The following is a 20,912-nucleotide window of genomic DNA, read 5'->3' as shown; positions in this document are numbered from 1 at the left end:
CAGGGAAATAGTTCGACTACGCCCTGTTTCTTACTCCACTCAAGCTGCGCGGCAGGTGGGTCTATCTTTATCGGGCGGTGGATCGGTCGGGTCAGACGGTAGACTTCATGCTCAGCGCCAGGCGCGACGTGAAGGCGGCAAAAGCGTTCTTCAGGAAGGCAATCAAACATCAAGGCCAGCCACCGAAGACCATCACGCTTGATGGCTACGCCGCCTCGCACCGCGCCGTGCGCGAGATGAAGGCGGATGGCTTGCTGGCTGAGGACACGAAGGTCCGATCCTCGAAATATCTCAATAATCTGGTAGAGCAGGACCACCGCAACATCAAGTCCCGGACGAAAGTCATGCTCGGCTTCAAACGCTCCAGGAACGCAGCGATCACTCTCTCAGGTATTGAGTTGGTACATCGTATTCGCAAGGGCCAATTCAGCCTCGCGAAGCTCGGCCTCAAAGATATCGCTGCGCCCGCAATCTGGGAGGCCGTCCTGTTTGCCTGATCAGGTATCCTTTCTATAATAAAGATCTCGTCCATATCGCCAATTTCCACCAGAGCCTATAGGGTCAGACGTCGCCCCAGTTTCGGACTGAAGACGTCATAACGGTGCGCGCCGCGAGGACGCGGCAGCGTGAGTGGCTCGAAGCTTCGCGAAACGTCGACCAGTTGTACCACCTGCCTGAGGATTTCATGGTGTAGGACGAACGTGGGTTGACGAATTTCATGCGCACTGATGCGAAGTGACAACTTTACTTCGCTGCGCAACGAAGTAAATGCGTCAACTCAGAGGCTCACGCGCTGTCCCAGCGGGCAGTGGCCAGTGACAAAATTACTCCGCTCTACGAAAGGCGACTTTGAATACTTCTGAACATGCCTCACGCGACAGCTCCGATGACGTGGCAAAATCGTTTTTACTGACAGCAATCGCGAAAAAATCCGCTGCGAATCACGACTGCACTGATGGCTGGCGCTGACAAAATGGAGATTGCGACTGTGTGATACGCGACAGAGTCGGAGCTTCGACGATGCGAAGTAAAATCTGCGGCGTAGTATTTTTTCGTCACACCCAAACGCAAGTCTGTTTAAAACAGAATCGGTCAGAAGCTGCCATTGGCTAATTGCTTTCGACTCCCAAACACGGCATCCTTTGCCTAGTAGGCGCGGACCTTTTAGGGGGTACCATTTATGAAGAACGATTGATTACGTGGCAAGCTTTTCCATCGAGAACATATTGACCCACAGTGCACATTCGGAGTGGCGGCGTCGAGTCGGCGCAACATTCGGTCTGAGCGCAAGACGAACTAGATGATCCTCTCCACTCGTTACCTACTGGCGTTTATCGTCAACGTGATATTGCCAGCTGCCGCGTACCGGGTCGCATTCCCGTACTACGGAGCCATCGGGGCACTGACCGCTTCCGCGGTGCCGCTGCTGACATGGATGATCGTCGACCTTGCTCAATTTCGGCACTTCGATGCGCTCAGCGCGCTCGAACTCGCAGGAATTGGCATGTCTCTCCTTCTACTTACAGCAAGCCCGATGCAATGGGGTCGTGCTGCGCGTGAGCCGTTGGTGAGTGGCATTATTGGGTTGCTCTTCCTCGGGTCGATTCTTTTGCGCCGACCGCTTGTCTTCTATCTCGCGCGGTCGACGATGGCACGCGAACGGAAGGGCGGAGAGCTCGAATTTGACGCAATGTGGCACTCTCGCCCGGCGCTCGTAAAGTCGATCCGGATAATGACCGCCACATGGGGTATCGGCCTTGTTGCAGAAAATATGGCGCGGCTTTGGTTCACCTATAACTTAAGTGACGACGAAGCGCACCGCGTCTCTTCGTACATCAGCTACGCTGCGTACGTTGGCCTGACAGGCTGGACCATCTTGTACCGACGTAATTACATCGGAAAGCAGAGCGCGGCATCAATCGTAGGCTGATGACCGCCCCCTCTGGACGCATCTGGGTTACGGTAGGGATTGATGCGTACGAGACGGATGAGTGCTCCGAGCTTGCCACCGACAGCGAGAACGAGCACGGCGTCGTCACACTAAATCTATGGCCCCCCCCATTTTTTCGACCCTGATTTTGATCACTAGGACACGTTCGGCTTTCCAAAGGCGAATACAGAAATGCGGCTGGATCGCGCGCGATTCATTTCATCGAAGGAATGCGCGCGTTCCACGCCGAAATCGCCTCGTCTCGCCCAGATAGATCGGGCGGACAAACAGCAGTTCCGAAGCCCGCGTCCCAAACAGCGTGTCACACCGTAGTGACGATCCCCTACCGCAGCTTCACAGCCACGGTTGTTGTGAACCCCTCATAGTTGTCTCGCGCCACTTGCTCGCATTTCTCACGGTATGCACCAACGCCGCCGACGTACGGCATAAACACACGTGGCTTGCCTGGCACATTGGCACCCAGGTACCACGACTTTGCGTGGGAAAATAGAGTCTGCTCCGCTAGGTCATTGACATGCGAAACCCATCTGTCTTCAAAGTCTGAGTTCGCATCTATAAAATCCATTTGATTCTTGCGGAGATAGGTAAGGCAGTCAGCGATCCATTCGACGTGCTGCTCAATTGAGACAAACATATTGCTGAGCACTGACGGACTTCCCGGTCCGGTCACCATAAAAAGATTCGGAAAACCAGCCGTTGCAAGGCCAAGGTAGGTTCGAGGACCGCCCGCCCACTTTTCCCTGAGAGAATTTCCTCCACGTCCGCGGATATCGATTGCCTGAAGCGCGCCAGTTATCGCATCGAAACCCGTTGCAAATACCAAGCAATCGAGCTTGTAGCTGGCTGCACTTGTCTCAATGCCGCCAGGGGTGATCTGCTCCACCGGCTCGCTCTTCAGGTCAATCAGCGTGACGTTTTGCCGGTTATAAGTCTCGAAGTATTCGATATCAACGCAAATTCGCTTCGTGCCAATTGGGTGATCCTTCGGCGCAAGGGCTTCTGCAGTTACCGGATCGCTCACGGCTTGACAGATTTTTGTTCGCACGAACTTCGCAAGTGTTTCGTTAGCCTTAAGATCGCGCCCAAGGTCCGGGAACACCTGCACCAAACCAGGACCACCTCGGTTCCAGTTTGCTTCGAATATTTCTTCGCGCTCCCCATCCAAAATATCAAGCGCGGACTTATTCTCCTGAGTCCAGAGCGTTCCGGAACCAGACGTGCGCATGCGCTGACGATGCTCACGATAGCGGCTCTTGAACTCAGCGACCTCGTTTTCATCCAGTGGACGATTCTTGGCTGGGACGCTGTAGTTCGCCGTTCTTTGGAACACATAAAGATGCTTCGCCTGCTTGGCGATTTGCGGAATCGCCTGAATGCCCGTCGACCCCGTGCCGATGACGCCGACGCGCATCCCAGTGAAATCAACGCCTTCCCGCGGCCATCGGGCGGTGTGATACTGCGCGCCTTCGAAGAAGGACAGCCCGCGTATATTCGGTTCACGAGGTAACGAAAGACAGCCCGTCGCCATGATGCAATAGCGACTCAAGATCTGCTCGCCAGTGTCTGTTGTAACCGTCCAGAGATTACACTCTTCGTCAAACGATGCAGAACGCACACGGACGTTGAAATGAATGTTACGCTTCAAATCAAAACGATGTGCTACATGATTCGCATACCGAAGAATTTCAGGTTGCGTTGCGTAACGCTCATTCCATTTCCAATCTTGTTCTAATTCAGGAGAAAAAGAGTATGAATATTGCATGCTTTCCACGTCGCAACGCGCGCCGGGATACCGATTCCAATACCAGGTTCCACCGACGTCAGAGCCAGCCTCGACAACGGCCACGGTGAATCCGCGCCGTCGCAGTTCGTATAGGGCATACATACCGGAAAAACCTGCTCCTACAACCAGGACATCGAATGGACCCTTCCCCTCGGCCGATTCGTTGCCTCCATATCCTTCGTCGTTCATAGCTTTGTGTCTCCTGATTTTTTAAAAACTAAACGCGTGAACGCCCGTTGTTCCACGACGTTAAATTCTTTCAAGCATCAACTGCAAACCGACGCCACTGCGATCAACTGACTGATGGTTCAATTTCCCTGCTACAAAGCGTCTATGATCAGAAAGGATATTGAACTGGTTTATCAATCGCACTAATCCACTGTGTTTGCGTAAACTCTTCAACATTGGCTGGCCCGCCAAAACGCCCGCCGTTCCCCGAGGCACCCATTCCGCCAAACGGAACATGGAATTCGTTGTTTACGGTTTGATCATTGATGTGAATCATTCCGCTACGCAGACGATCGGCAATGGTCATCGCTGCTGGAATCGAACGGGAATGTACGGAAGCAGCAAGCCCATATTCGCTCGCGTGGACGATCTCAATCGCTTCATCAACGGAATCGAATACTGTTATCGGAGCAACCGGACCAAATATCTCTTTCTGAAATGCTGACATCTGAGGTGTCACGTTCATCAGCACCGTGGGTTCGAAAAAGTTGCCTCGATGCGAACCACCCACCACAAGCTCTGCGCCGGCGTCGATCGACTCGATAACAATTCGATGAACGCGTTCTGCCTGCCGCGCATCTATAAGCGGGCCAATATGAACATCACTCGTGCCAGGATTACCAACCACCAGACGACGGGCACGCTCAGCGAGCTTGGTAGCGTACTCGTGCGCAACGCTTCGATGTACGATATGCCGTCCGGTCTGCATACAGATCTGCCCTTGATGCAGAAATGCACCCCAGGCAGCACAAGATACTGCGCCGTCAATGTCTGAGTCGGCCAGCACAATCATCGGGTTGTTGCCACCGAGTTCGAGCGAGCATTTTTTTAACAGGCGACCGCAGATCTCCCCGATCTGGCGCCCTACATCAGTTGATCCTGTGAACGAGATCATATTTATGGCCGGATGCCTCACAACCGCATCGCCCACTGACGCGTCACCGGGAAGTACTTGCAAAACCCCTTCTGGCAGCCCCGCATCTGCGAATAGGCTGGCCAACAAGGCGCCCCCGGTAACTGTACTTTGGGGAGCGGGCTTTAGTATTACCGCATTGCCCAATGCCAACGCGGGAGCGATCGAACGAATCGCCAGCAGCAACGGAAAGTTCCATGGAGCGATAACACCCACAACACCGATCGGAATCCGCCGCCACGTATTGGTCCGTCCCGGCATGGCCGATGGGAACAGCATTCCTGTAGCCTGCATTGGTAACGCGGCCGCCGCCAAGATCTGGTCGTACGCCGCATCTAGCTCCCATTGAGCTTTTGTGCTGATTGATCCACATTCCCTGATATTCCAGAAATTGACCAACTCAGTGCGCGCTTTGAGCAAACTAGCTGCCTCATAAAGCACTGCAGCGCGTTTGTCGAACGACATTGAACTCCAGATACGCTGAGCAGAAGCAGCGCGCTCCGCCGCATCATTAACGTCTCCGACCGTCGCGATCCCCGTTACGCCGATTTCAGCGCCGGTAGCTGGCTCAATGACCGGGGCGCGACCACCGCTTCCTTCTGTCCAATTGCCCACGAAAATTTTTCCGGACCAAGCTTCTTGGCTCGACATACTAGACATTGTCGCCTCCATGGTTCTATATCGTTCGCAACCTGTAATTCACGCTTTTTTATTGAATCAATGTCATTGATATGCTGTTGATGCTGCCCAACCACACAAAAACATGGCTTTGGATAACATTCATATTTCTCAAGCATGCTTCACCCTCTAAGCCTTACCCCAAATCGGGTTCTAAACTCGCTACATCGGGTTGGGTTCGATAGCCTCTCAAGTTGGTCGGACACAAGCATTCGAAATTCGCCGGAAACGCTTATATGTAAGCGGTAATTTTCACTTCAATAGCCGCCCCCGGAATCGCGAGGGCACTGACTCCAAGCGAAGTCCACGCCGGACCCGGTCGCTGAACATACCGATCTCTGACAGACATGAACGCCTCCATCTGGTCGAAGATCGCTACTTCGCCAGTGTGATATGTATCGAAGGACGCAATATTCGAAAAGTCACCACCAGCTTCTTCGAGAACATCTTTCGCCTGTTCAAAAATCAGTTCTATCTGCTCTTCGAGGGAATCAGCAACAGATCCATCTGGGCGAAATCCAACCAGACCAGACATCAGCAAAATATTTCCACTTAGTGTTGCAGGCGATATATTATATTTATCATATAAATCGCTTCTATTTTTATGGTGTATATAGACGATTCCGGACATAAGCACTCCCTCGCTTAACTTGCAGGCATTACTTTGAATTACGCTAGATGACGATGACTCACCGCCGTGGCAAAGATGCGGCGCATGCACCATTCAGATGTGCGCCGCACAGTTCTTTGAGTGATATTCGAACGTCAGCCGGAGCCCAATTTTCTGTTCTGATTGAATTTTCCGAAAGCTAGGCGGATGCATTCGATGAGAGATTCTTCTCCAAGGGAAACCCCAACTCCTTCTGGCGGTCGATCATAATCCTGCACTCTGCTGTCGCGTTGAGCACGCGCTGCGCGTTTTCAACCGTTGCGCGCCCCGCTTTGTCGGGCGTTCCAACGTCGAACGGAGGCTCAGGATCATATTCCATCATGAGCTGTACCGTCCTGGCAGCCTCCTCTCCACGCAAAATCGCAAGCAGTCCAAGACCAAAGTCCAATCCTGCGGTTACTCCGCCACCCGACACTCGATTCCGGTCATGCACCACGCGCTTCTTCACAGGTATCGCGCCGAGAGATGACAGCACTTCGTGCCAGCCCCAATGTGTCGTTGCTTCGTAGCCTTTGAGAAGTCCCGCAGCGCCTTGTATAAGAGACCCCGTGCAGACGGACGTCACGTATCCTGCTCGCTCGCCTCTGTCACGCACAAAGTGCAATAGTTCCAGGTCCATCATCGCGTCGAGGACTCCGACCCCGCCAGGCACAAACAGGACGTCCAGGTCTTTCGGACATTCGTCAAATGTGCACGTCGGCAAAATCTTGACGCCCTGATCGCTTGCAACAGGATCCATTGTTTTCGCTACCAAATGAACGTCAGCGTGAAACCCCAAAGCGGTCGCGGGCCCGATTAAATCCAGAAGCGTCACCCTATGAAACAGTACCATTGCTACGGATAGCTTCTTTTGGCTATCAATATTATTCAGTATATCTAACATAATGACATCCTCGGATCGGTTTCGAATATGATGCATTGCTACTCAATGTGAAGCATTGGTGTGATGCTGGACACGATTGTAGTCTCTCACTACAATGGCACAAAGGACGAAAACTCGTCATTTTAGGACGCTCAATGATCCGCATCAGTTGCTTGCTTTTCGAAGGTTTCGTCCTTCTCGACATGGCCGGACCAATCACGGCATTCGAAACCGCGAGCCAATGCGGCGTCCCTGGCTATTCGATTGAGGTTCTGGGTTCAACCACTGGCAACGTGACCAGCAGTAGCGGAGCTACCGTTGGCTCGATTGATTTCCGTCGGACCCAAGGCTGCGATATCCTCCTCATCCCCGGAGGCTTGGGCGTCCAGAATCGGGAAAACTACGCACATCTTCTTCCCTTTATTCGAAGCGTGGCGGAGAACGGGTGCAAACTGGCGAGCGTCTGTTCCGGGGCCTTTCTTTTGGCGGAAGCCGGACTTCTCGAAGGCAGGACCGCCGCAACACATTGGCGGGAAGCCGCAGAACTTGCCAGGCGATTTCCCTCTATCAACGTGGATGCCGAAAGTCTCTTTGTGCGAGATGGAAACATCTGGACTTCGGCGGGAATATCCTCTGGGATAGATCTTGCGCTTGCCATGATTCAGGATGATTATGGCTTCGAGACCGCGCGACGCGTCGCTCAGATTTTGGTCGTTTCCGTTAATCGCCCTGGTGGTCAGTCACAGCATTCGGCGTTGCTGGAATTGGTAGGGGGTGACAACAGGTTCAACGAGATATTGATCTGGGCTCGTTCACATCTCAATGAACCTCTCGATGTCGAGCATCTAGCAGAGCGTGCCGCATTGAGCGTAAGACAGTTTACGCGGGCCTTCACCGCAACCATCGGTATCGCGCCGGCAAAAGCTATTGAGCGGCTTCGACTCGAAAACGCCCGGACCTCAATCGAGGCTGGGGCGCGGTCTCTTGAGCAAGTGGCTCGTGATAGCGGTTTCGGCAATATCGATCGGATGCGTCGCGCTTTCGTTCGAAGCTTCGGAGTAACGCCACAGACGATGCGTCGCCACCTATCGCCTGATGATTCAGCTGAGGCTGCCACTGATCACATTCGGTGAAACAATAGACAATCTGAACATCCTCGATGCTAAGTTACAACCCGACCATCATTGACCGGGCCAATGCGCCGAAACGCGCCGCGCAATCTCCATCCGCTCATCCGTCAGTTGCTGTGTCCGTCGCCGCACTTCGGTGACAAGGGCAGCCGGCGCGGATCGCGGAGAGCCACCCGCGAATGGCGGAGACGGGTCGTACTCCATCCCGAGTTGGATCGCATGCGCGATCTGTTCGCCGTGCAACAACCCAGCAATCACAAGGCCGAAATCCAAACCTGCCGTGACGCCGCCCGCAGTGATTCTGTTGCGATCCATCACCACTCGCTCATACACGGGCGTAACTTCGAAGGCGGGAAGTACGTCCATTGCCGTCCAGTGAGTCGCCGCTTTATAGCCTCTCAGTAAACCTGCGGCACCCAACAATAGCGCCCCCGTGCACACCGAAGTCACCCAGCTTACCTGTGCACCGGCCTGTGCCAGAAATGCAAGAACAGGCGGATTCTCCATCAACGGGTTGATACCCGGTCCTCCACCGACGAAGATCATGTCAAGCCTCGGACATCGGTCTATCGTAGTCGTTGGTAGCAGCCGCGCGCCGGTATCGCAGGTCACAACTCCATCGTCAACGCCAATCACATGCACCTCTGCCCCCGGCATTCGGGAGAAAACCTCAAACGGAGCAGCAAAATCGAGGTTGGTCATGCCTTGAAAAACGAGCATTCCGACACTAAAACTCACAACGGGACTATCCATTCCTAGTCTCCATGAAAGGGGACGCCTTAAAAACAGAGCGCATTGACATCTCAGATCGAATTGCGCGTGCGATCGCGCATGCCGATGAGGCCCAACGACGAAGCGACAAGAATAGCGCTTAAATACCAAGCAGGTGCCATGCGGTTTCCGGTAACGGCGACGAGCCAAGTATTGACGAATTGTGCGAAACCGCCGAACACGGAAACACCAATCCCATACACCACCGACATGCTGGTAACGCGGTTCGTGCGTGGAAACATTTCCGCAACCATCGTAATGATAGGTGTCATCTGTAATGCCAACAGCATGCCCAGTAACACAAGCACAGCAAACAGACGCAAACTTCCGGGCGCCGCGTTGATCCACTGCAGGCATGGGAAAACGGCCGTAATCGTGAGTATCCGCGCTGCCACGACTAGCGGCTTTCGCCCGTAGATATCCGAAAGGATGCCCACAACCGGCGCGGTAACGAATCCCGTGAATCCGCATACGACGGCGGCCGTCAGCGCTACACTGGAAGGCATGCCGAGCTGCTTGATCGCATAGGTTGGGATGAAGAAAGTCACGGTGTACGAGGTGGTGATTCCTCCGCCGACAAGCAGGATACCGCTGGTCGCGTTCCACCATTTTCCGTTGCCCAGCAGGCGGCTCGGAGCTCGATCGCCATCCATCATTCTCACATTTGAAGCGGCTGGGCGTAACGTTTCCTCGGTCGATCGGCGAATATACCAACCCACCGGGGCAATCAGTGCACCGAGAAGGAACGGTACACGCCAACCCCAGCGCTCGAAGCTGTTCGACGACATGGCCGTCGTCAATGCGACTGTCACCAACGCTCCCAGCATTACGCCGAGACAAGCGCTGGCGAACTGCCAGCTTGAGTAGTAACCACGCCGCGACGAGGGGGCACTCTCAAGCATCAACGTCGTAGACGCACCGACTTCACCACCCGATGAAAAACCTTGCAACAGTCGCGCAATAACAATCAGAATCGGCGACACTATGCCGGCCTGTTGATAGGTCGGCGCGATACCGAGAAGAAGGGATCCGACCGCCATCAACGCAATAGTCAACATCAGACCCGCCTTGCGTCCTGAGCGGTCCGAGTAGATCCCGATAACCAGCCCGCCGATTGGCCGCATCAAAAAGCCAACGCCGAACGTAGCCGTAACCAACAACAATTGTCCGGTTGCCGAAGCGGAAGGGAAAAACAACCGGCTGATCAGTACGCCCACAAAGCTGTAGACCGTGAAGTCGAAGAATTCGAGTGCGTTACCAATAGTTGTCGCGAATATGACGTGGCGGGTCTTGTGGGTTGGGAAAACACCATCGATGGCGCTCATTGCTGGTTCTCGTTAGATACACGCCTCTCAGTGCGCCGTCATTGTTGCCCGACGGCCCGAGCAGTTAGGAGGAGTGGAACATGTGTAGGGAAGCAGGCCCAGCGGGGACACACTCGCCATTCGTAGAATGCCGTGTCCGCAAGCCTGGCGTGACTAGCTGCTGCGGATTACGGCCACGCATTCGAGCTCAACGAGCATCGCCGGATCCGGCAGGGCTGCCACGATCACCGTTGTTCGTGCTGGATAGGGAGCAGGACCGAATGCGAGGCCGTACAGACGGTTCATCTCGGGGATGTCCTCTGCCCTGGTAAGATAAATCCCCACCTTGACGACGTTCTCGAGGCAGCTCCCGGTTCTTGCGAGGATCGCAGCAAGACTTTGCAAAGCTGTCTCAAACTGAACGGTGAACGACGGATCGAGTTCCATGTCATCGTCGTAACCGGGCGTGCCGGAGACGAAAACCCAGTCATCAACACGGCATGCGGACGACAGCGGGGGGATTTTTGCGTGCGAAATTGTCGGCGGGAAGTGGTAAATCATCGGCACCTCTTTGATCGAATGAGTCAATCATAGAGGTGCCGAAAGGGCACACGTTACCCGCGAATCTGATTCCTGCCGAAATGCACATGCAATTGCCGAAATCCGCTCATCGGGAACAGCGATGACCAACGAATCGCAATGTCTCGACAGGCGATTCCCCGAAGCGCTTACGATAATGTGAGGCGAAATTGCCAAGATGCCCGAAGCCCCATTTCTTCGAGATCACCGAGACCGTATGGGTCCCAGCCAGCAAATCGTCTCGGGCACGGTCGAGGCGAACGCCACGAATGAACTCAGCTGGGGTCATGTTGCGGAATGTCCGGAACCCGTTGAACAGCGCACGTACGCTCACGTTTGCGTGAGCTGCCAGCAACTTCGTCGACAGCATTTCTCCGGCATGTTCGAGCACGTACGCTTCTGCCCGCTTGACATGTCTTGGAGCTGGGAGTGCGCATGGCCGCCGGACTTCGTCCCAGAAATTGTGGCGCTGGCCAAAGACGAGCGCCGACACAACGGTGTTCTCGATCGACGCAAGTAACTTCGGTGAAAATTCGGTGGACGATTCATTGATCAAACCGCCGAGCATACCGGCAAATGGCGCCCAGCTATGCCATGCGCTTGAGTCCAGAGCCATGTCGTCTGCAAAGCGCAGCTCATGCCCCAGAGGCGTGCCGAGCACTTCCTCCAGATACTCTCGAATACTATCGACGCGAACACGCAAAATCAGTGCGTCGAAGTCCGCATCACACGTAAAACGCTCGACCCGACGTACATCAATAACACCATAGCGTGCTGCATCAATAGACACTTCGCCACCCGCATATACCGCACTTGCACGGCCCTTGATTGGCATCTGGACTAGCAGAACCTCGTCCCGATCCCAGGGTGCAATGCTCACGTTTGCGCCGTACGATAGCCGGTTGACGGTTAGATTCTTGCTGATTCTGAGTTGGCTAAACCGCAAATCCATCTGCGCACGACCCACAGTCGAAATCTTATGGCGGGACCATTCCCGGCAGAGGATTTCGGTGGATTCGATCAGCGAACTGGCACGGAATTCGGACACGCTCATGCGAATACTCCGACGGAAGGTGGACGCCGTCTGGGGGCGGGATGCGGCACTCAATTGAGTGAGCAGACGAGTCACGGTAACGCACCAGAATTTCCCGGACAACACTCGAAAACTCCAGGTTCCCGACCGACGCTGGAAGATTACCTGGCGTATCAACAGCAAGTTTCGGCAAGAAGGTTCGGCAATCGGCACCTAACTTCGACATCATTTTTGTAAATCTTCACCCATGCGTACGATTCGCTCGTCAAACGAGACTGTGCCGATAGTCCCGAAGCCAAACGCTTATCTCTTCCTGCGAGAACGTGTCCATGTCATCTAAAAAAGCTCCGTTTGGAGCGATGTTGTTCGCCTCACTTCTTGCCGGATCCGCTCCGGCGATTGCGCAGTCATCAGTGACGCTTTACGGCGTCCTTGATATGGGCATGACGTACTTCAGCAATATCGCAGGCAGTTCCGCATTGCGGGAAACCAGCGGGGTGGCCAATCCAAGCCGCTGGGGACTCACTGGCAAGGAGGATCTCGGCAGCGGCACGAACGCCGTCTTTCGTCTCGAAGGCGGCATTAACCTAGCCAATGGAGCCTTCGCCACAAGTGGGCAGGAATTCAACCGCATCGCGACAGTTGGATTGCAAAACGTCAACTACGGCACAGTCACATTCGGGCGCCAACCGGACTTCATGATCCGGTTATTGCCGGTCATCGTCGGGCCGATCTACGCCTATCATCCAGGAGACTACGATCGCATTGCAGGTGAGTTCCTCAGCAATACCGTGTCCTACGAAAGTCCCAGATGGGCAGGAATTCATTTGGGGGCACTATATAGCTTCGGTTCATCGACCGCGCCCGCGTCCAACACCGGCCGCGGCCTAAGTTTCCTGATCGACTATCTCGGTGGGCCGCTGACTGTGATCGCCGCGATGACGGATCTGAACGGCGTCAATATCAATCCCGCCTCCATTGGCCTTACAAGGGCCTTCGGCGAAGAGCTCGCGCCAACGCTGGCAACGGGCATCAATCTCGACAATCTTTCGACATATGCGGCCAGTGTCTCGTACAGGATCGGACCGTGGCTCGCCTCGGCCGCCTATAGCCGGACTTATCTGCGGGCGCTATCGGTGACGGAGATGCTGCAGACCGGCAATTTCTCCCTCTTCTACTATGTATCTCCCGCACTTATCGTCTCGGCAAACTATGCACGCTCAGTCGGACTCAACGGACGATGGAATGTCGGATCAGCCACGGTGGATTACTTTCTCAGCAAACGCACGGACGTTTATCTGTCGACGGCGTATCAACGTGTGGGAAGCGAAGGGCAGCACGCGGCCCTGCTGTTCCAGACGCCTTCCTCCAGCGCATCACAGTTAGCTGTCCGCGTTGGTATGACTCATCGATTTTAAGTATTGGTTCACGATAAGAGGATGAGAGATATGAGCATTGACCGCCACCACTGGGATACGCTGCGCGCACCGGAGTTTCTGGAAGGGAAGACGGCAAGCGACATCGCGATTGTACCGATTGGTTCGACGGAACAGCACGGACCACATCTACCCGTCATGGTCGACTCGCGACTAGTTGCTGAAGTTGCTGCACGCGCCGCGAGCATCACTACCGGCAATGCTCGCGTCCTGGTGACACCAGTGTTGTGGGTTTCCATGGCCGAACATCACATGGTGTTCCCAGGCACGCTGACACTCGATTTCGACACTTTCCGGAGCGTATTGCGATGCCTCGTTAAATCCCTTCAGGTGCAGGGTTTTCGGCGCATCTTGCTGCTCAACGGGCACGGCGGGAACATCGCTGCCTTGTCGATCATCGTCGACCAGCTAACGAAAGAACTGGGTGTACCTCTGATGACCGCAACGTATTGGAACGTATCAGCCTCGGAGTTCGGCAATATTCTTGAGGGACAGCGAAATCTTCTGCATGCCTGCGAGGCGGAAACATCAATGATCATGGCGTTGCACCCGGAGTTCGTAGACGTTGAAGCGGCGCTAACGGTCCATGCTCCCGTTGGCGGATTTGGCGAGGTAAGGGGAGCACACCGGAGCCGCACCATGGTCGAAATATCACCTTCTGGCGTGGTAGGCAGCCCGTCTCTTGCGAGCCCAGAAAAAGGCCAAGCGCTACTCGACGCCGCCGCAAGGGCGTTGGCGGAACGACTCAGTGACGATACCTGGTGGGGCAATTCTGAACCGGTAACGCGATGACTATCTGGGCGTTAGCGCGAGTAGTGACCTATACGGTCATTCACCGACCGCCCCAAGCAAGTCTCTAAGCTGCGCAACCAAGTTGTCAATCAGATTGGGACTGGCGCGCGTCGGATGGCTCGGCCCGGCGCCGTCAGTTTTCCGGCAGCCGCCTGTGCACCGTGTGTCGGGACAAACCCACGGGTCGTGTAATCCAGCCTGCGAACGGAGAGACGAGCATGGGATCCTCGCCAGAGACGGTGACCCATTTTCCGGAAGCAGAGGATTGCGCTGACAGACGAACCGTCAACTCGTCAAAATTTCAGCCATACGTTCACCGATAATCACGCAAGGCGCCATCGTATTTCCCGTCGTGACACGCGGCATGATCGACCCGTCCGCAACGTACAGGCTCTTCAACCCATGTACCGCAAGGTTGGAATCGACCACCGACATTTTGTCTGTTCCCATTCGGCAGGTACCCGTTGAATGGCCGTAAGATTCTGCCGCATTACGAAGAAGCGTGGCAACTTTAGCTTTGCTGACTGCTCCCGGAGAAACCTCTCGTTTAACGAGATCTCGCATCTCCGCCGAGTTTCCTATTTCACGGCATAGCTCCACGCCGCGTGTCAACGCCTCAACGTCGTCCGGATGCTGCAAAAAGTTCGGTTGAACCAGAGGCGATGCATTTGGATCTGACGAACGGAGTTGCACGGTGCCTCGGCTCTTCGGTCTGACGAGTCCTGGAGCAATCACGAAACCATTCTCCGGCATCCTGTAGAGTTTGTGCATTCTTTCACCGGCGACAGGGATTTCAAGGAGAAACGGCTGAAGATCCGGCTCAGCCAGTTCTCGCCGGCTCTTCCAGAAGAATGTCCACTCGGCTGCGTTGTTGCGTGGCGCGAGCGGCGTCTTATATTCCCAAATGCAACCCTCCACGATCGGATGATCCTGGTAGTTTTCACCAACGCCGGGCAAATGGTGATGCGAGCTGATTTCAAATTTCTTCAGGGCGTTCTGATCACCAATACCAGATAGCATCAGAACCTTCGCCGTATTGATGGCCCCCATAGAAAGCACTACCTTCCCGGCTTGAATTCTGTGCAATTGATCGCGCCATTTGAATTCAACACCGTCGGCATCATCACCCCGAAGAAGAACCTTACTTACAAACGCCCCACTCAAAACCGTCAGATTTGGTCGTGTCAGCATTGGCCTCAGGTATGCACTGAACATGTTGTGACGACGCCCTTCCTTGATGATCACGTTGGGCATTGCACTTCCGCCCTCGCCTTCCATCATCTCGCCGTTCATGTCGTCAAATGCAGGAATGCCAATGCGAGCCGCCGCCTTCTGAGCCATCGTCGCGACAGGACTAGGGTCCTTCAATTGCTGGATCCACACAGCCCCCCCCGCGCCTCTCCGCGCCGGATCTGGCGTACCTTGCCAGTTCTCGATTCTCTTATAGATCGACAGAACATGATCATATCCCCAGTTACGATCCCCACTCTCCTTGGCCCAAAACTCGAAGTCGTTCTTGTGACCACGGGCCCACACCATTGCGTTGATGCTACTACCGCCTCCCAGGGCGCGCCCCATAGGCACAACAACCGAACGCTGATTCAGCGCTTCCGTTGGCTCCGATCTATAATCCCAATCAGTAGGACTACCAATATTTTTGAACCAAATTCCAGGATCAACGAGCCCTGGAGCCTCGTCGCTCCCACCGGCTTCCAGGAGCAACACTTTTACTCTCGGATCCGCAGCGAGCCTGGATGCGACAACGCAGCCACTCGATCCAGCCCCGCAGACGATGTAGTCATAGCGACTCTCCAGCGACCTGGCCCGCTCCAGTTGATTTGAGAATGCTGCGCTCGATTCGGCAGCTATGACTGTGGCGCTTGCAGCTGACATGCCGGCGGATACGCAGAGTCGAATGAACGTCCGCCTGTCAATTCGCCCCAGAAGCAGCGCCATGTCTAGCGCGGCCAGACGATTTGGCTTATCGGAAGAGGCGTCTTTTTCTTTAATCATGCTGCACCATATTAATTTTTAGAATTGAGAAATGACATCGAATATCGCCATCGTGACGGGCGCCGTCCTACCGTTTTGGTACGAACCAAGCCGCATCAGTAGACGTTTGTACGGTGATCGATTTGAGTTGGCTGTATGCGTTGAGAGTGTCCCGGCAAAACTCGCGCCCCAGCCCGCTGTCGTTATATCCACCGTACGGTGATCCTTCAACGAGATTGAAGAACCGATTAATCCAGATTGACCCTGCGTTCAGCCGATCAGCCGCATTCAGCGCATTGCGCAACCCTGATGAGTAAATGCCCGCAGCGAGTCCGTAGCGGCTGTCATTTGCTTCCGCCAGCATCGATTCGTAGTTATTCCATTTGATAACCGAAAGCACTGGGCCGAAGATTTCCTCCTGGGCTACGCGCATATCGTTCTTCACCTCAAGAATAGTCGGCTCTATGAAATATCCATACTCGTTACCGGAAACGGTAACCCGACGTCCGCCACAGACGAGTCTTGCACCTTCATCGCGCCCGATTTCCAGATAGTTCAGTACACGTTTCCCTTGCTCCGGCGTCACAAGACAGCTAACAATCGTACTCTCCGCCAGCGGGTCACCGACCTTCGCACGGCCAAACGACGCAACGAGTTTTTCAAGAAAAACGTCGTAGATATCCGAATGTAGGAAAAGTCTGGTACCTGCGAAGCACGCCTGCCCGTTCGCAAATATCGAACCAAAAGTAACGTTGTCGACGACCTCGTCAATGCTTTCGATATCCGGAAAAACGATATTTGGGCTCTTGCCACCCAATTCCAATGTGGCCGGAATGAGCCTCTCAGCAGCCGCTCCGCCAACAATCCTTCCCGTCTCAGTGCTGCCTGTGAACGCGAGCTTCCTGACTTTCGGATGCGCGGTTAGTGCGGCACCGGCTTCAGCGCCAAGACCTGGCACAATGTTCACGACACCGGGCGGGAATACCGCCGCGATGTGGCGAGCCAATTCCAATGTTGACAGCGATGCGTTCTCGTCTGGTTTGAGTACAACCGTATTTCCGGCCGCCAAGGCGGGTGCCAGCTTCATCGCGACCATGATCGCCGGGGCATTCCACGGAATGATTTGCCCGCACACGCCAAGTGGCTCGCGCTTTGCTACGAGATGCCCCCCTTGAATGGGGCGACCAAAATCCTCGTGAGCCAAGATAACCGAGGCAAAGTAACGGAAGTGTCGTACGGCGATTACCTGATCGATGCGTGTCTCGAAGAGCCGGCGACCGATATCCCGTGCATCGATCTGTGCAAGTCGCTCCGCGTCGGCCTCAATCAGATCAGCAAACCGGTGAAGCATTCTTGCCCTGTCTTCGAATCCGAGAGCCTTCCATGCGGGGAAGGCCGCCTCAGCGGCACAGACGGCCGCATCAATCTCCTTTTGCCCGCAACGAGCAATCTCGGCAAGATGCTGGCCAGTGGCCGCATTGATCGCCGGAAAGCTCGGACCCGAGAGCAGTTGCAGCTCGTTATTAATGAACGCGCCGTAGCTCTTCTGCAATTGAAGATCCATAATCATTCCAGTTTAGGTTTGAGCACTAATTTTTTTAACGACAACTACGATTCAAACGACCCTATCCGGTCAGATGCCGAATCGAGCAAGTGGCCGCTCTTCTTCTTTGCTCTTCCGGCGCGTCTCCGTTGACAGCACTGCAGCTTCAGGGCCGATCAGCGACCGAAGACGCAACTGCTCGAAGCGCTCGAAGTCTGCCTGCCTTTTCGAGAGCAGGGTCCCAACCACCGATGCCACAAATCCAGACGGCACTGCAAAAATAGCCGGGTCCATCAACGAAATGGGCGAAGGATTTGAGCCGTGCCACAGCAAAGGCCCAAACGCGACCCCGACAACGGACGCAACCAGACCGACGAGAATTCCGGACACTGCGCCTGTCGGAGTGAACCGTCGCCAGAAGAGCGCCAGGGTCAGGGCGGGAAAATTGGCGCTGGCAGCGACTCCGATTGCCAATGTTGACAGCGCGAGAATCGGTGGTGTCTTGCCGGCTGCTGAGATGGCGATAGTTACTACAGCCATAATTGCGGCAATCATGAACGACACATAGCGTCCTCTCTTGATGCCAGAGGAACCCTCCGCAGCATTGTCAACTCGCCCGTGCGAAGGCCAAAGATCGCAAACCACGGCACTCGAAGCATTTACCAGGAGGCCCGACATCACAGCGAGAATGGTCGCGAAGGCTACCGCAGCAACTAGCCCCAACATTAGTTGTCCGCCTATCGTCTCCTTGCCTCCGCCCAGAACGCTGGCAAGCATCGGCGTTACAACGTTGAGATTCCCCCCTTTTGCAATCGACGCGAGTTCTGGGCCAAGATATGAGCGTGCCGACAAACCAACAATGATGACCCCCAGAACCGAAAGTCCAAGCACGATTACCGTCACGGAGGTCGACTTTCTCGCAGAGATCGCGTCAGGCACGGTGAATATCCTCATCATCACGTGCGGCAGACCAATTAAGCCGAACATTAGAGCCATACCAATTGAAGCGAAATTCCAGCCGTTCTTGAAGAAGTTTCCTGGTACTGCTGGATCGAGGTGTCCCAAAGGAGCCGTTACTTGATCTATCCAGACATCGATGCCACCCATGGCAGGTATACGCACTAGCGCTAGCAATACGAGCGAAGCGAGCACGGCAAGGAGCAACGACGCCTTTACCACCTGAACCCAAGTTGCGGCCAACATGCCCCCAAGTACTACATAGGTGACGACGATCGCGCATGTCAGCACTACAGCTGCTGGAAAGCTGATGCCAGCAAGGAGTTGAAAGAGTGACCCCGCAGCAATGAGCTGAGCCAGGAGATACAAACCTGTAATCACCAAGGTCGACAACGCCAAAACGACCCGGATCGATGGCGAGTTGAAACGACTGGTCAAGATGTCTGTCAGCGTAAAGTGCCCAAGGTTACGCATACGCTCTGCATAGAAGAGAAGGACCGGCACAAAGGCAATCGTCGGAATTATCAAAAATACTATGCAGTCGAACCCAAAAAAACATATCAAACCCGTGCCGCCAAGAAACGTAGAGGCAGAAAGAAAATCACCACTGATCGCGAGCGCATTACGCACTGGACCGACTGATCGACCTGCCGCCCAGAAGTCTTCTGCGGTGTGGGTACGTCTGCTGGCAAGATAAGTTAGCAAAAAAGTGGCGCCGAGCAACACGGCGAATATTCCAAGCGACCAGGTTTGCCCGTTCATTTCTGCACCCCATGATGGCCGCGAGAGATCAGTTCAATAGCATCCTTTCGCAAGGGATCCAGTACTGTTCGAGAATAGTGATTGAAAATTCCAGTAATGACCACACCTGCCATTAACATAACAGCCGCCAGTATCCAGCCCAAAGGGATCTTCCCGAAAATTTTGATAACCATTAGTTCTGGACTGAGCTCCGATGCGGCAAAAAATGTGAGTATCATCAAAGCAAATGAAAGACCAAGCGAGCCAGCGATCCAAGCTTGTCTTAAGGCCAACAGTTCAAGCACGACAAACGCATCACCAGATGATCTGGCAATTTTCAAATTATCACTCATTACACTGCACTCCTAATAAACAAAATATCAAATCAATCTATCGAAAGCCAACCACGGTCTCGAATCAATAAATCTGGAGTGGTCCCCGCGCGTCAATTCTCCAAATATCGACCAGTGTGTCATGATCGATCAGATGAAAGTAGTCGTGCAGACCCACCGTAGGGTCGCAGTGTGGAACTACAATATCGACATGGTCTCCGAGCTTTATATTTTCTATTTTTGGCCCGCTAATGCGGCCGTATTCGTCGCCAAAAAATTCGTATCGCGTCGATGAGTCATCTCTTATTTGAGGCAACGGACCGTCCGTCGATAGGCTCTTGAATCCGGCGTTTATTGTCAGATGCTCCCGAGCATTGGCACTAATAACAGCAGATCGAACGAAAAGAGCCGGGCTGAATGGGTTCTCGTTCTTCTGCAAAAGTTTTACGTTTGAGTATTCAACATCCATGAAAACGTAGGAACCGAACTGGACCTCAGTCATCAATCCCATCGACAAGTCCAAGTCCATAGTGCCTGTCCCACCACCCGAGACGATTCTCGGCGCAGCCCGTTCAACTCGCAATATCTCGATTATTTCTCTCAGATTCTCTAGTTGAGCACGATACGCAGTTTCTCGACTGTCAAATTCCTCGATGTGTTGAACCATGCCTGAGTACGCCTGGATGCCGACGTACGTCATCCCGCGCGACTGCTGAGTTCTCTTTGCAAGAGTAACTACATCGCCGCCACGAGCGCCCGTTCGCCTCATGCCAATATCGACGTCGATTAGGACGTTCAGGTTAGCGCCGGAGTCATCGATAGCTCGCTCCCAGAGTTCCAGTTGAGATGCATGATCAACTACGATTCCTAACGTGATTTCACTTGCCAACGCCACCAATGCAGAGATCTTCTGCCGTTCCGTAACCGGCGTTGTCAGCAGAATGTTGTCAATTCCGAGACGACCGAGAGTAATTGCTTCGTTCGCCGTGGCACAACATATTCCTACTGCTCCAGCTGAGATCTGCTCGCGAGCTACTTGAGCCGATTTATGTGTCTTTGCGTGCGGCCTTAGCGCCACGCCGGCGGCGGCACATCGCTCGGCCATTGCATGCAGGTTTCGGAAGAACGTATCTTTCTCAAGTACTAAGGCCGGACCCCACAGGTCCCCGGCGCGTCCGAATTTCCCGATAAGGGCATCGTTTGGCATCTTAGGCATT

The 20,912-nt window shown here is 54.3% G+C and carries 17 protein-coding genes and 1 pseudogene; 5 read left to right on the top strand and 13 right to left on the bottom strand.

Features of this window, described 5'->3' with window-relative positions; all coding sequences use genetic code 11:
- Positions 1–32: 32 nt before the first annotated feature.
- Positions 33–497 (top strand): annotated as a pseudogene (locus P3T25_RS18595) (IS6 family transposase); the annotation flags it as partial.
- Between the two features lie 803 nt (positions 498–1,300).
- Positions 1,301–1,930, top strand: coding sequence for a VC0807 family protein (locus tag P3T25_RS18590; protein WP_429358606.1), 630 nt, complete (start codon positions 1,301–1,303; stop codon positions 1,928–1,930).
- 343 nt (positions 1,931–2,273) lie between these two features.
- Here the strand turns inward: P3T25_RS18590 and P3T25_RS18585 are convergent, their stop codons facing one another.
- The 4 genes from P3T25_RS18585 to P3T25_RS18570 form a co-directional block, all read right to left on the bottom strand.
- Positions 2,274–3,923 carry a flavin-containing monooxygenase gene (locus tag P3T25_RS18585; protein ID WP_429358605.1) on the bottom strand — a complete coding sequence of 550 codons (1,650 nt, stop codon included), beginning with the start codon at positions 3,921–3,923 and terminating at the stop codon, positions 2,274–2,276.
- Positions 3,924–4,071: 148 nt separating this feature from the next.
- On the bottom strand, positions 4,072–5,535 hold the full coding sequence (locus P3T25_RS18580) for a benzaldehyde dehydrogenase (RefSeq protein ID WP_429358604.1): 1,464 nt from the start codon (positions 5,533–5,535) through the stop codon (positions 4,072–4,074).
- 250 nt (positions 5,536–5,785) lie between these two features.
- Positions 5,786–6,184, bottom strand: a complete 399-nt coding sequence (locus P3T25_RS18575) for a Rid family hydrolase (protein ID WP_429358603.1) — start codon at positions 6,182–6,184, stop codon at positions 5,786–5,788.
- A 178-nt stretch (positions 6,185–6,362) separates the two neighbouring features.
- Entirely contained in the window at positions 6,363–7,106 is a 744-nt protein-coding gene (locus P3T25_RS18570; RefSeq protein WP_429358602.1) for a DJ-1/PfpI family protein, read from the bottom strand.
- A gap of 134 nt (positions 7,107–7,240) precedes the next feature.
- On the opposite strand from P3T25_RS18570, the gene P3T25_RS18565 reads away from it, so the two are divergent.
- On the top strand, positions 7,241–8,218 hold the full coding sequence (locus P3T25_RS18565; protein WP_429358601.1) for a GlxA family transcriptional regulator: 978 nt from the start codon (positions 7,241–7,243) through the stop codon (positions 8,216–8,218).
- 48 nt (positions 8,219–8,266) lie between these two features.
- Here the strand turns inward: P3T25_RS18565 and P3T25_RS18560 are convergent, their stop codons facing one another.
- The 4 genes from P3T25_RS18560 to P3T25_RS18545 all read right to left on the bottom strand — a co-directional run bounded on the left by P3T25_RS18560 (position 8,267) and on the right by P3T25_RS18545 (position 11,923).
- Positions 8,267–8,968: a DJ-1/PfpI family protein gene (locus P3T25_RS18560; protein ID WP_429358600.1), complete on the bottom strand. Its 702-nt coding sequence runs from the start codon at positions 8,966–8,968 to the stop codon at positions 8,267–8,269.
- Between the two features lie 50 nt (positions 8,969–9,018).
- Positions 9,019–10,311 carry an MFS transporter gene (locus P3T25_RS18555; protein WP_429358599.1) on the bottom strand — a complete coding sequence of 431 codons (1,293 nt, stop codon included), beginning with the start codon at positions 10,309–10,311 and terminating at the stop codon, positions 9,019–9,021.
- Positions 10,312–10,464: 153 nt separating this feature from the next.
- A complete protein-coding gene (locus P3T25_RS18550) occupies positions 10,465–10,851 on the bottom strand; it encodes a RidA family protein (protein ID WP_266240216.1) in 387 nt (128 codons plus the stop codon).
- A 106-nt stretch (positions 10,852–10,957) separates the two neighbouring features.
- A complete protein-coding gene (locus tag P3T25_RS18545; protein ID WP_266240215.1) occupies positions 10,958–11,923 on the bottom strand; it encodes an AraC family transcriptional regulator in 966 nt (321 codons plus the stop codon).
- A 308-nt stretch (positions 11,924–12,231) separates the two neighbouring features.
- Between P3T25_RS18545 and P3T25_RS18540 the strand changes: the two genes are divergently transcribed.
- Both P3T25_RS18540 and P3T25_RS18535 read left to right on the top strand, forming a co-directional pair.
- A complete protein-coding gene (locus P3T25_RS18540) occupies positions 12,232–13,320 on the top strand; it encodes a porin (RefSeq protein WP_429358598.1) in 1,089 nt (362 codons plus the stop codon).
- A gap of 30 nt (positions 13,321–13,350) precedes the next feature.
- Positions 13,351–14,130: a creatininase family protein gene (locus tag P3T25_RS18535; RefSeq protein ID WP_266240213.1), complete on the top strand. Its 780-nt coding sequence runs from the start codon at positions 13,351–13,353 to the stop codon at positions 14,128–14,130.
- A 285-nt stretch (positions 14,131–14,415) separates the two neighbouring features.
- Here the strand turns inward: P3T25_RS18535 and P3T25_RS18530 are convergent, their stop codons facing one another.
- The 5 genes from P3T25_RS18530 to P3T25_RS18510 all read right to left on the bottom strand — a co-directional run bounded on the left by P3T25_RS18530 (position 14,416) and on the right by P3T25_RS18510 (position 20,911).
- Entirely contained in the window at positions 14,416–16,143 is a 1,728-nt protein-coding gene (locus P3T25_RS18530) for a GMC family oxidoreductase (protein WP_429358597.1), read from the bottom strand.
- A gap of 67 nt (positions 16,144–16,210) precedes the next feature.
- Positions 16,211–17,686, bottom strand: a complete 1,476-nt coding sequence (locus P3T25_RS18525) for an aldehyde dehydrogenase family protein (RefSeq protein ID WP_266240209.1) — start codon at positions 17,684–17,686, stop codon at positions 16,211–16,213.
- 69 nt (positions 17,687–17,755) lie between these two features.
- Positions 17,756–19,384, bottom strand: a complete 1,629-nt coding sequence (locus P3T25_RS18520) for a solute symporter family protein (protein WP_429358596.1) — start codon at positions 19,382–19,384, stop codon at positions 17,756–17,758.
- The gene (locus tag P3T25_RS18515; RefSeq protein ID WP_429358595.1) at positions 19,381–19,716 is read right to left on the bottom strand and encodes a DUF485 domain-containing protein; all 336 of its coding nucleotides are present in this window, start codon (positions 19,714–19,716) and stop codon (positions 19,381–19,383) included. The genes P3T25_RS18520 and P3T25_RS18515 overlap by 4 nt, the downstream gene beginning before the upstream one ends.
- A 64-nt stretch (positions 19,717–19,780) precedes the next feature.
- On the bottom strand, positions 19,781–20,911 hold the full coding sequence (locus P3T25_RS18510) for a DSD1 family PLP-dependent enzyme (RefSeq protein ID WP_429358594.1): 1,131 nt from the start codon (positions 20,909–20,911) through the stop codon (positions 19,781–19,783).
- Position 20,912 lies beyond the last annotated feature (1 nt).

Source organism: Paraburkholderia sp. GAS32, assembly GCF_050434225.1.
Lineage (GTDB): Bacteria > Pseudomonadota > Gammaproteobacteria > Burkholderiales > Burkholderiaceae > Paraburkholderia > Paraburkholderia madseniana.
The sequence above is the reverse complement of the archived record's forward strand: the minus strand, read 5'-3'. Positions and strand labels throughout refer to the sequence as shown.

Excerpts from the sequence above, each read along its gene's own strand:
- P3T25_RS18590 (WP_429358606.1), top strand. The coding sequence starts at position 1,301 with ATGATCCTCTCCACTCGTTACCTACTGGCGTTTATCGTCAACGTGATA.
- P3T25_RS18585 (WP_429358605.1), bottom strand. The coding sequence starts at position 3,923 with ATGAACGACGAAGGATATGGAGGCAACGAATCGGCCGAGGGGAAGGGT.
- P3T25_RS18580 (WP_429358604.1), bottom strand. The coding sequence starts at position 5,535 with ATGTCTAGTATGTCGAGCCAAGAAGCTTGGTCCGGAAAAATTTTCGTG.
- P3T25_RS18575 (WP_429358603.1), bottom strand. The coding sequence starts at position 6,184 with ATGTCCGGAATCGTCTATATACACCATAAAAATAGAAGCGATTTATAT.
- P3T25_RS18570 (WP_429358602.1), bottom strand. The coding sequence starts at position 7,106 with ATGTTAGATATACTGAATAATATTGATAGCCAAAAGAAGCTATCCGTA.
- P3T25_RS18565 (WP_429358601.1), top strand. The coding sequence starts at position 7,241 with ATGATCCGCATCAGTTGCTTGCTTTTCGAAGGTTTCGTCCTTCTCGAC.
- P3T25_RS18560 (WP_429358600.1), bottom strand. The coding sequence starts at position 8,968 with ATGGATAGTCCCGTTGTGAGTTTTAGTGTCGGAATGCTCGTTTTTCAA.
- P3T25_RS18555 (WP_429358599.1), bottom strand. The coding sequence starts at position 10,311 with ATGAGCGCCATCGATGGTGTTTTCCCAACCCACAAGACCCGCCACGTC.
- P3T25_RS18550 (WP_266240216.1), bottom strand. The coding sequence starts at position 10,851 with ATGATTTACCACTTCCCGCCGACAATTTCGCACGCAAAAATCCCCCCG.
- P3T25_RS18545 (WP_266240215.1), bottom strand. The coding sequence starts at position 11,923 with ATGAGCGTGTCCGAATTCCGTGCCAGTTCGCTGATCGAATCCACCGAA.
- P3T25_RS18540 (WP_429358598.1), top strand. The coding sequence starts at position 12,232 with ATGTCATCTAAAAAAGCTCCGTTTGGAGCGATGTTGTTCGCCTCACTT.
- P3T25_RS18535 (WP_266240213.1), top strand. The coding sequence starts at position 13,351 with ATGAGCATTGACCGCCACCACTGGGATACGCTGCGCGCACCGGAGTTT.
- P3T25_RS18530 (WP_429358597.1), bottom strand. The coding sequence starts at position 16,143 with ATGATTAAAGAAAAAGACGCCTCTTCCGATAAGCCAAATCGTCTGGCC.
- P3T25_RS18525 (WP_266240209.1), bottom strand. The coding sequence starts at position 17,686 with ATGGATCTTCAATTGCAGAAGAGCTACGGCGCGTTCATTAATAACGAG.
- P3T25_RS18520 (WP_429358596.1), bottom strand. The coding sequence starts at position 19,384 with ATGAACGGGCAAACCTGGTCGCTTGGAATATTCGCCGTGTTGCTCGGC.
- P3T25_RS18515 (WP_429358595.1), bottom strand. The coding sequence starts at position 19,716 with ATGAGTGATAATTTGAAAATTGCCAGATCATCTGGTGATGCGTTTGTC.
- P3T25_RS18510 (WP_429358594.1), bottom strand. The coding sequence starts at position 20,911 with ATGCCTAAGATGCCAAACGATGCCCTTATCGGGAAATTCGGACGCGCC.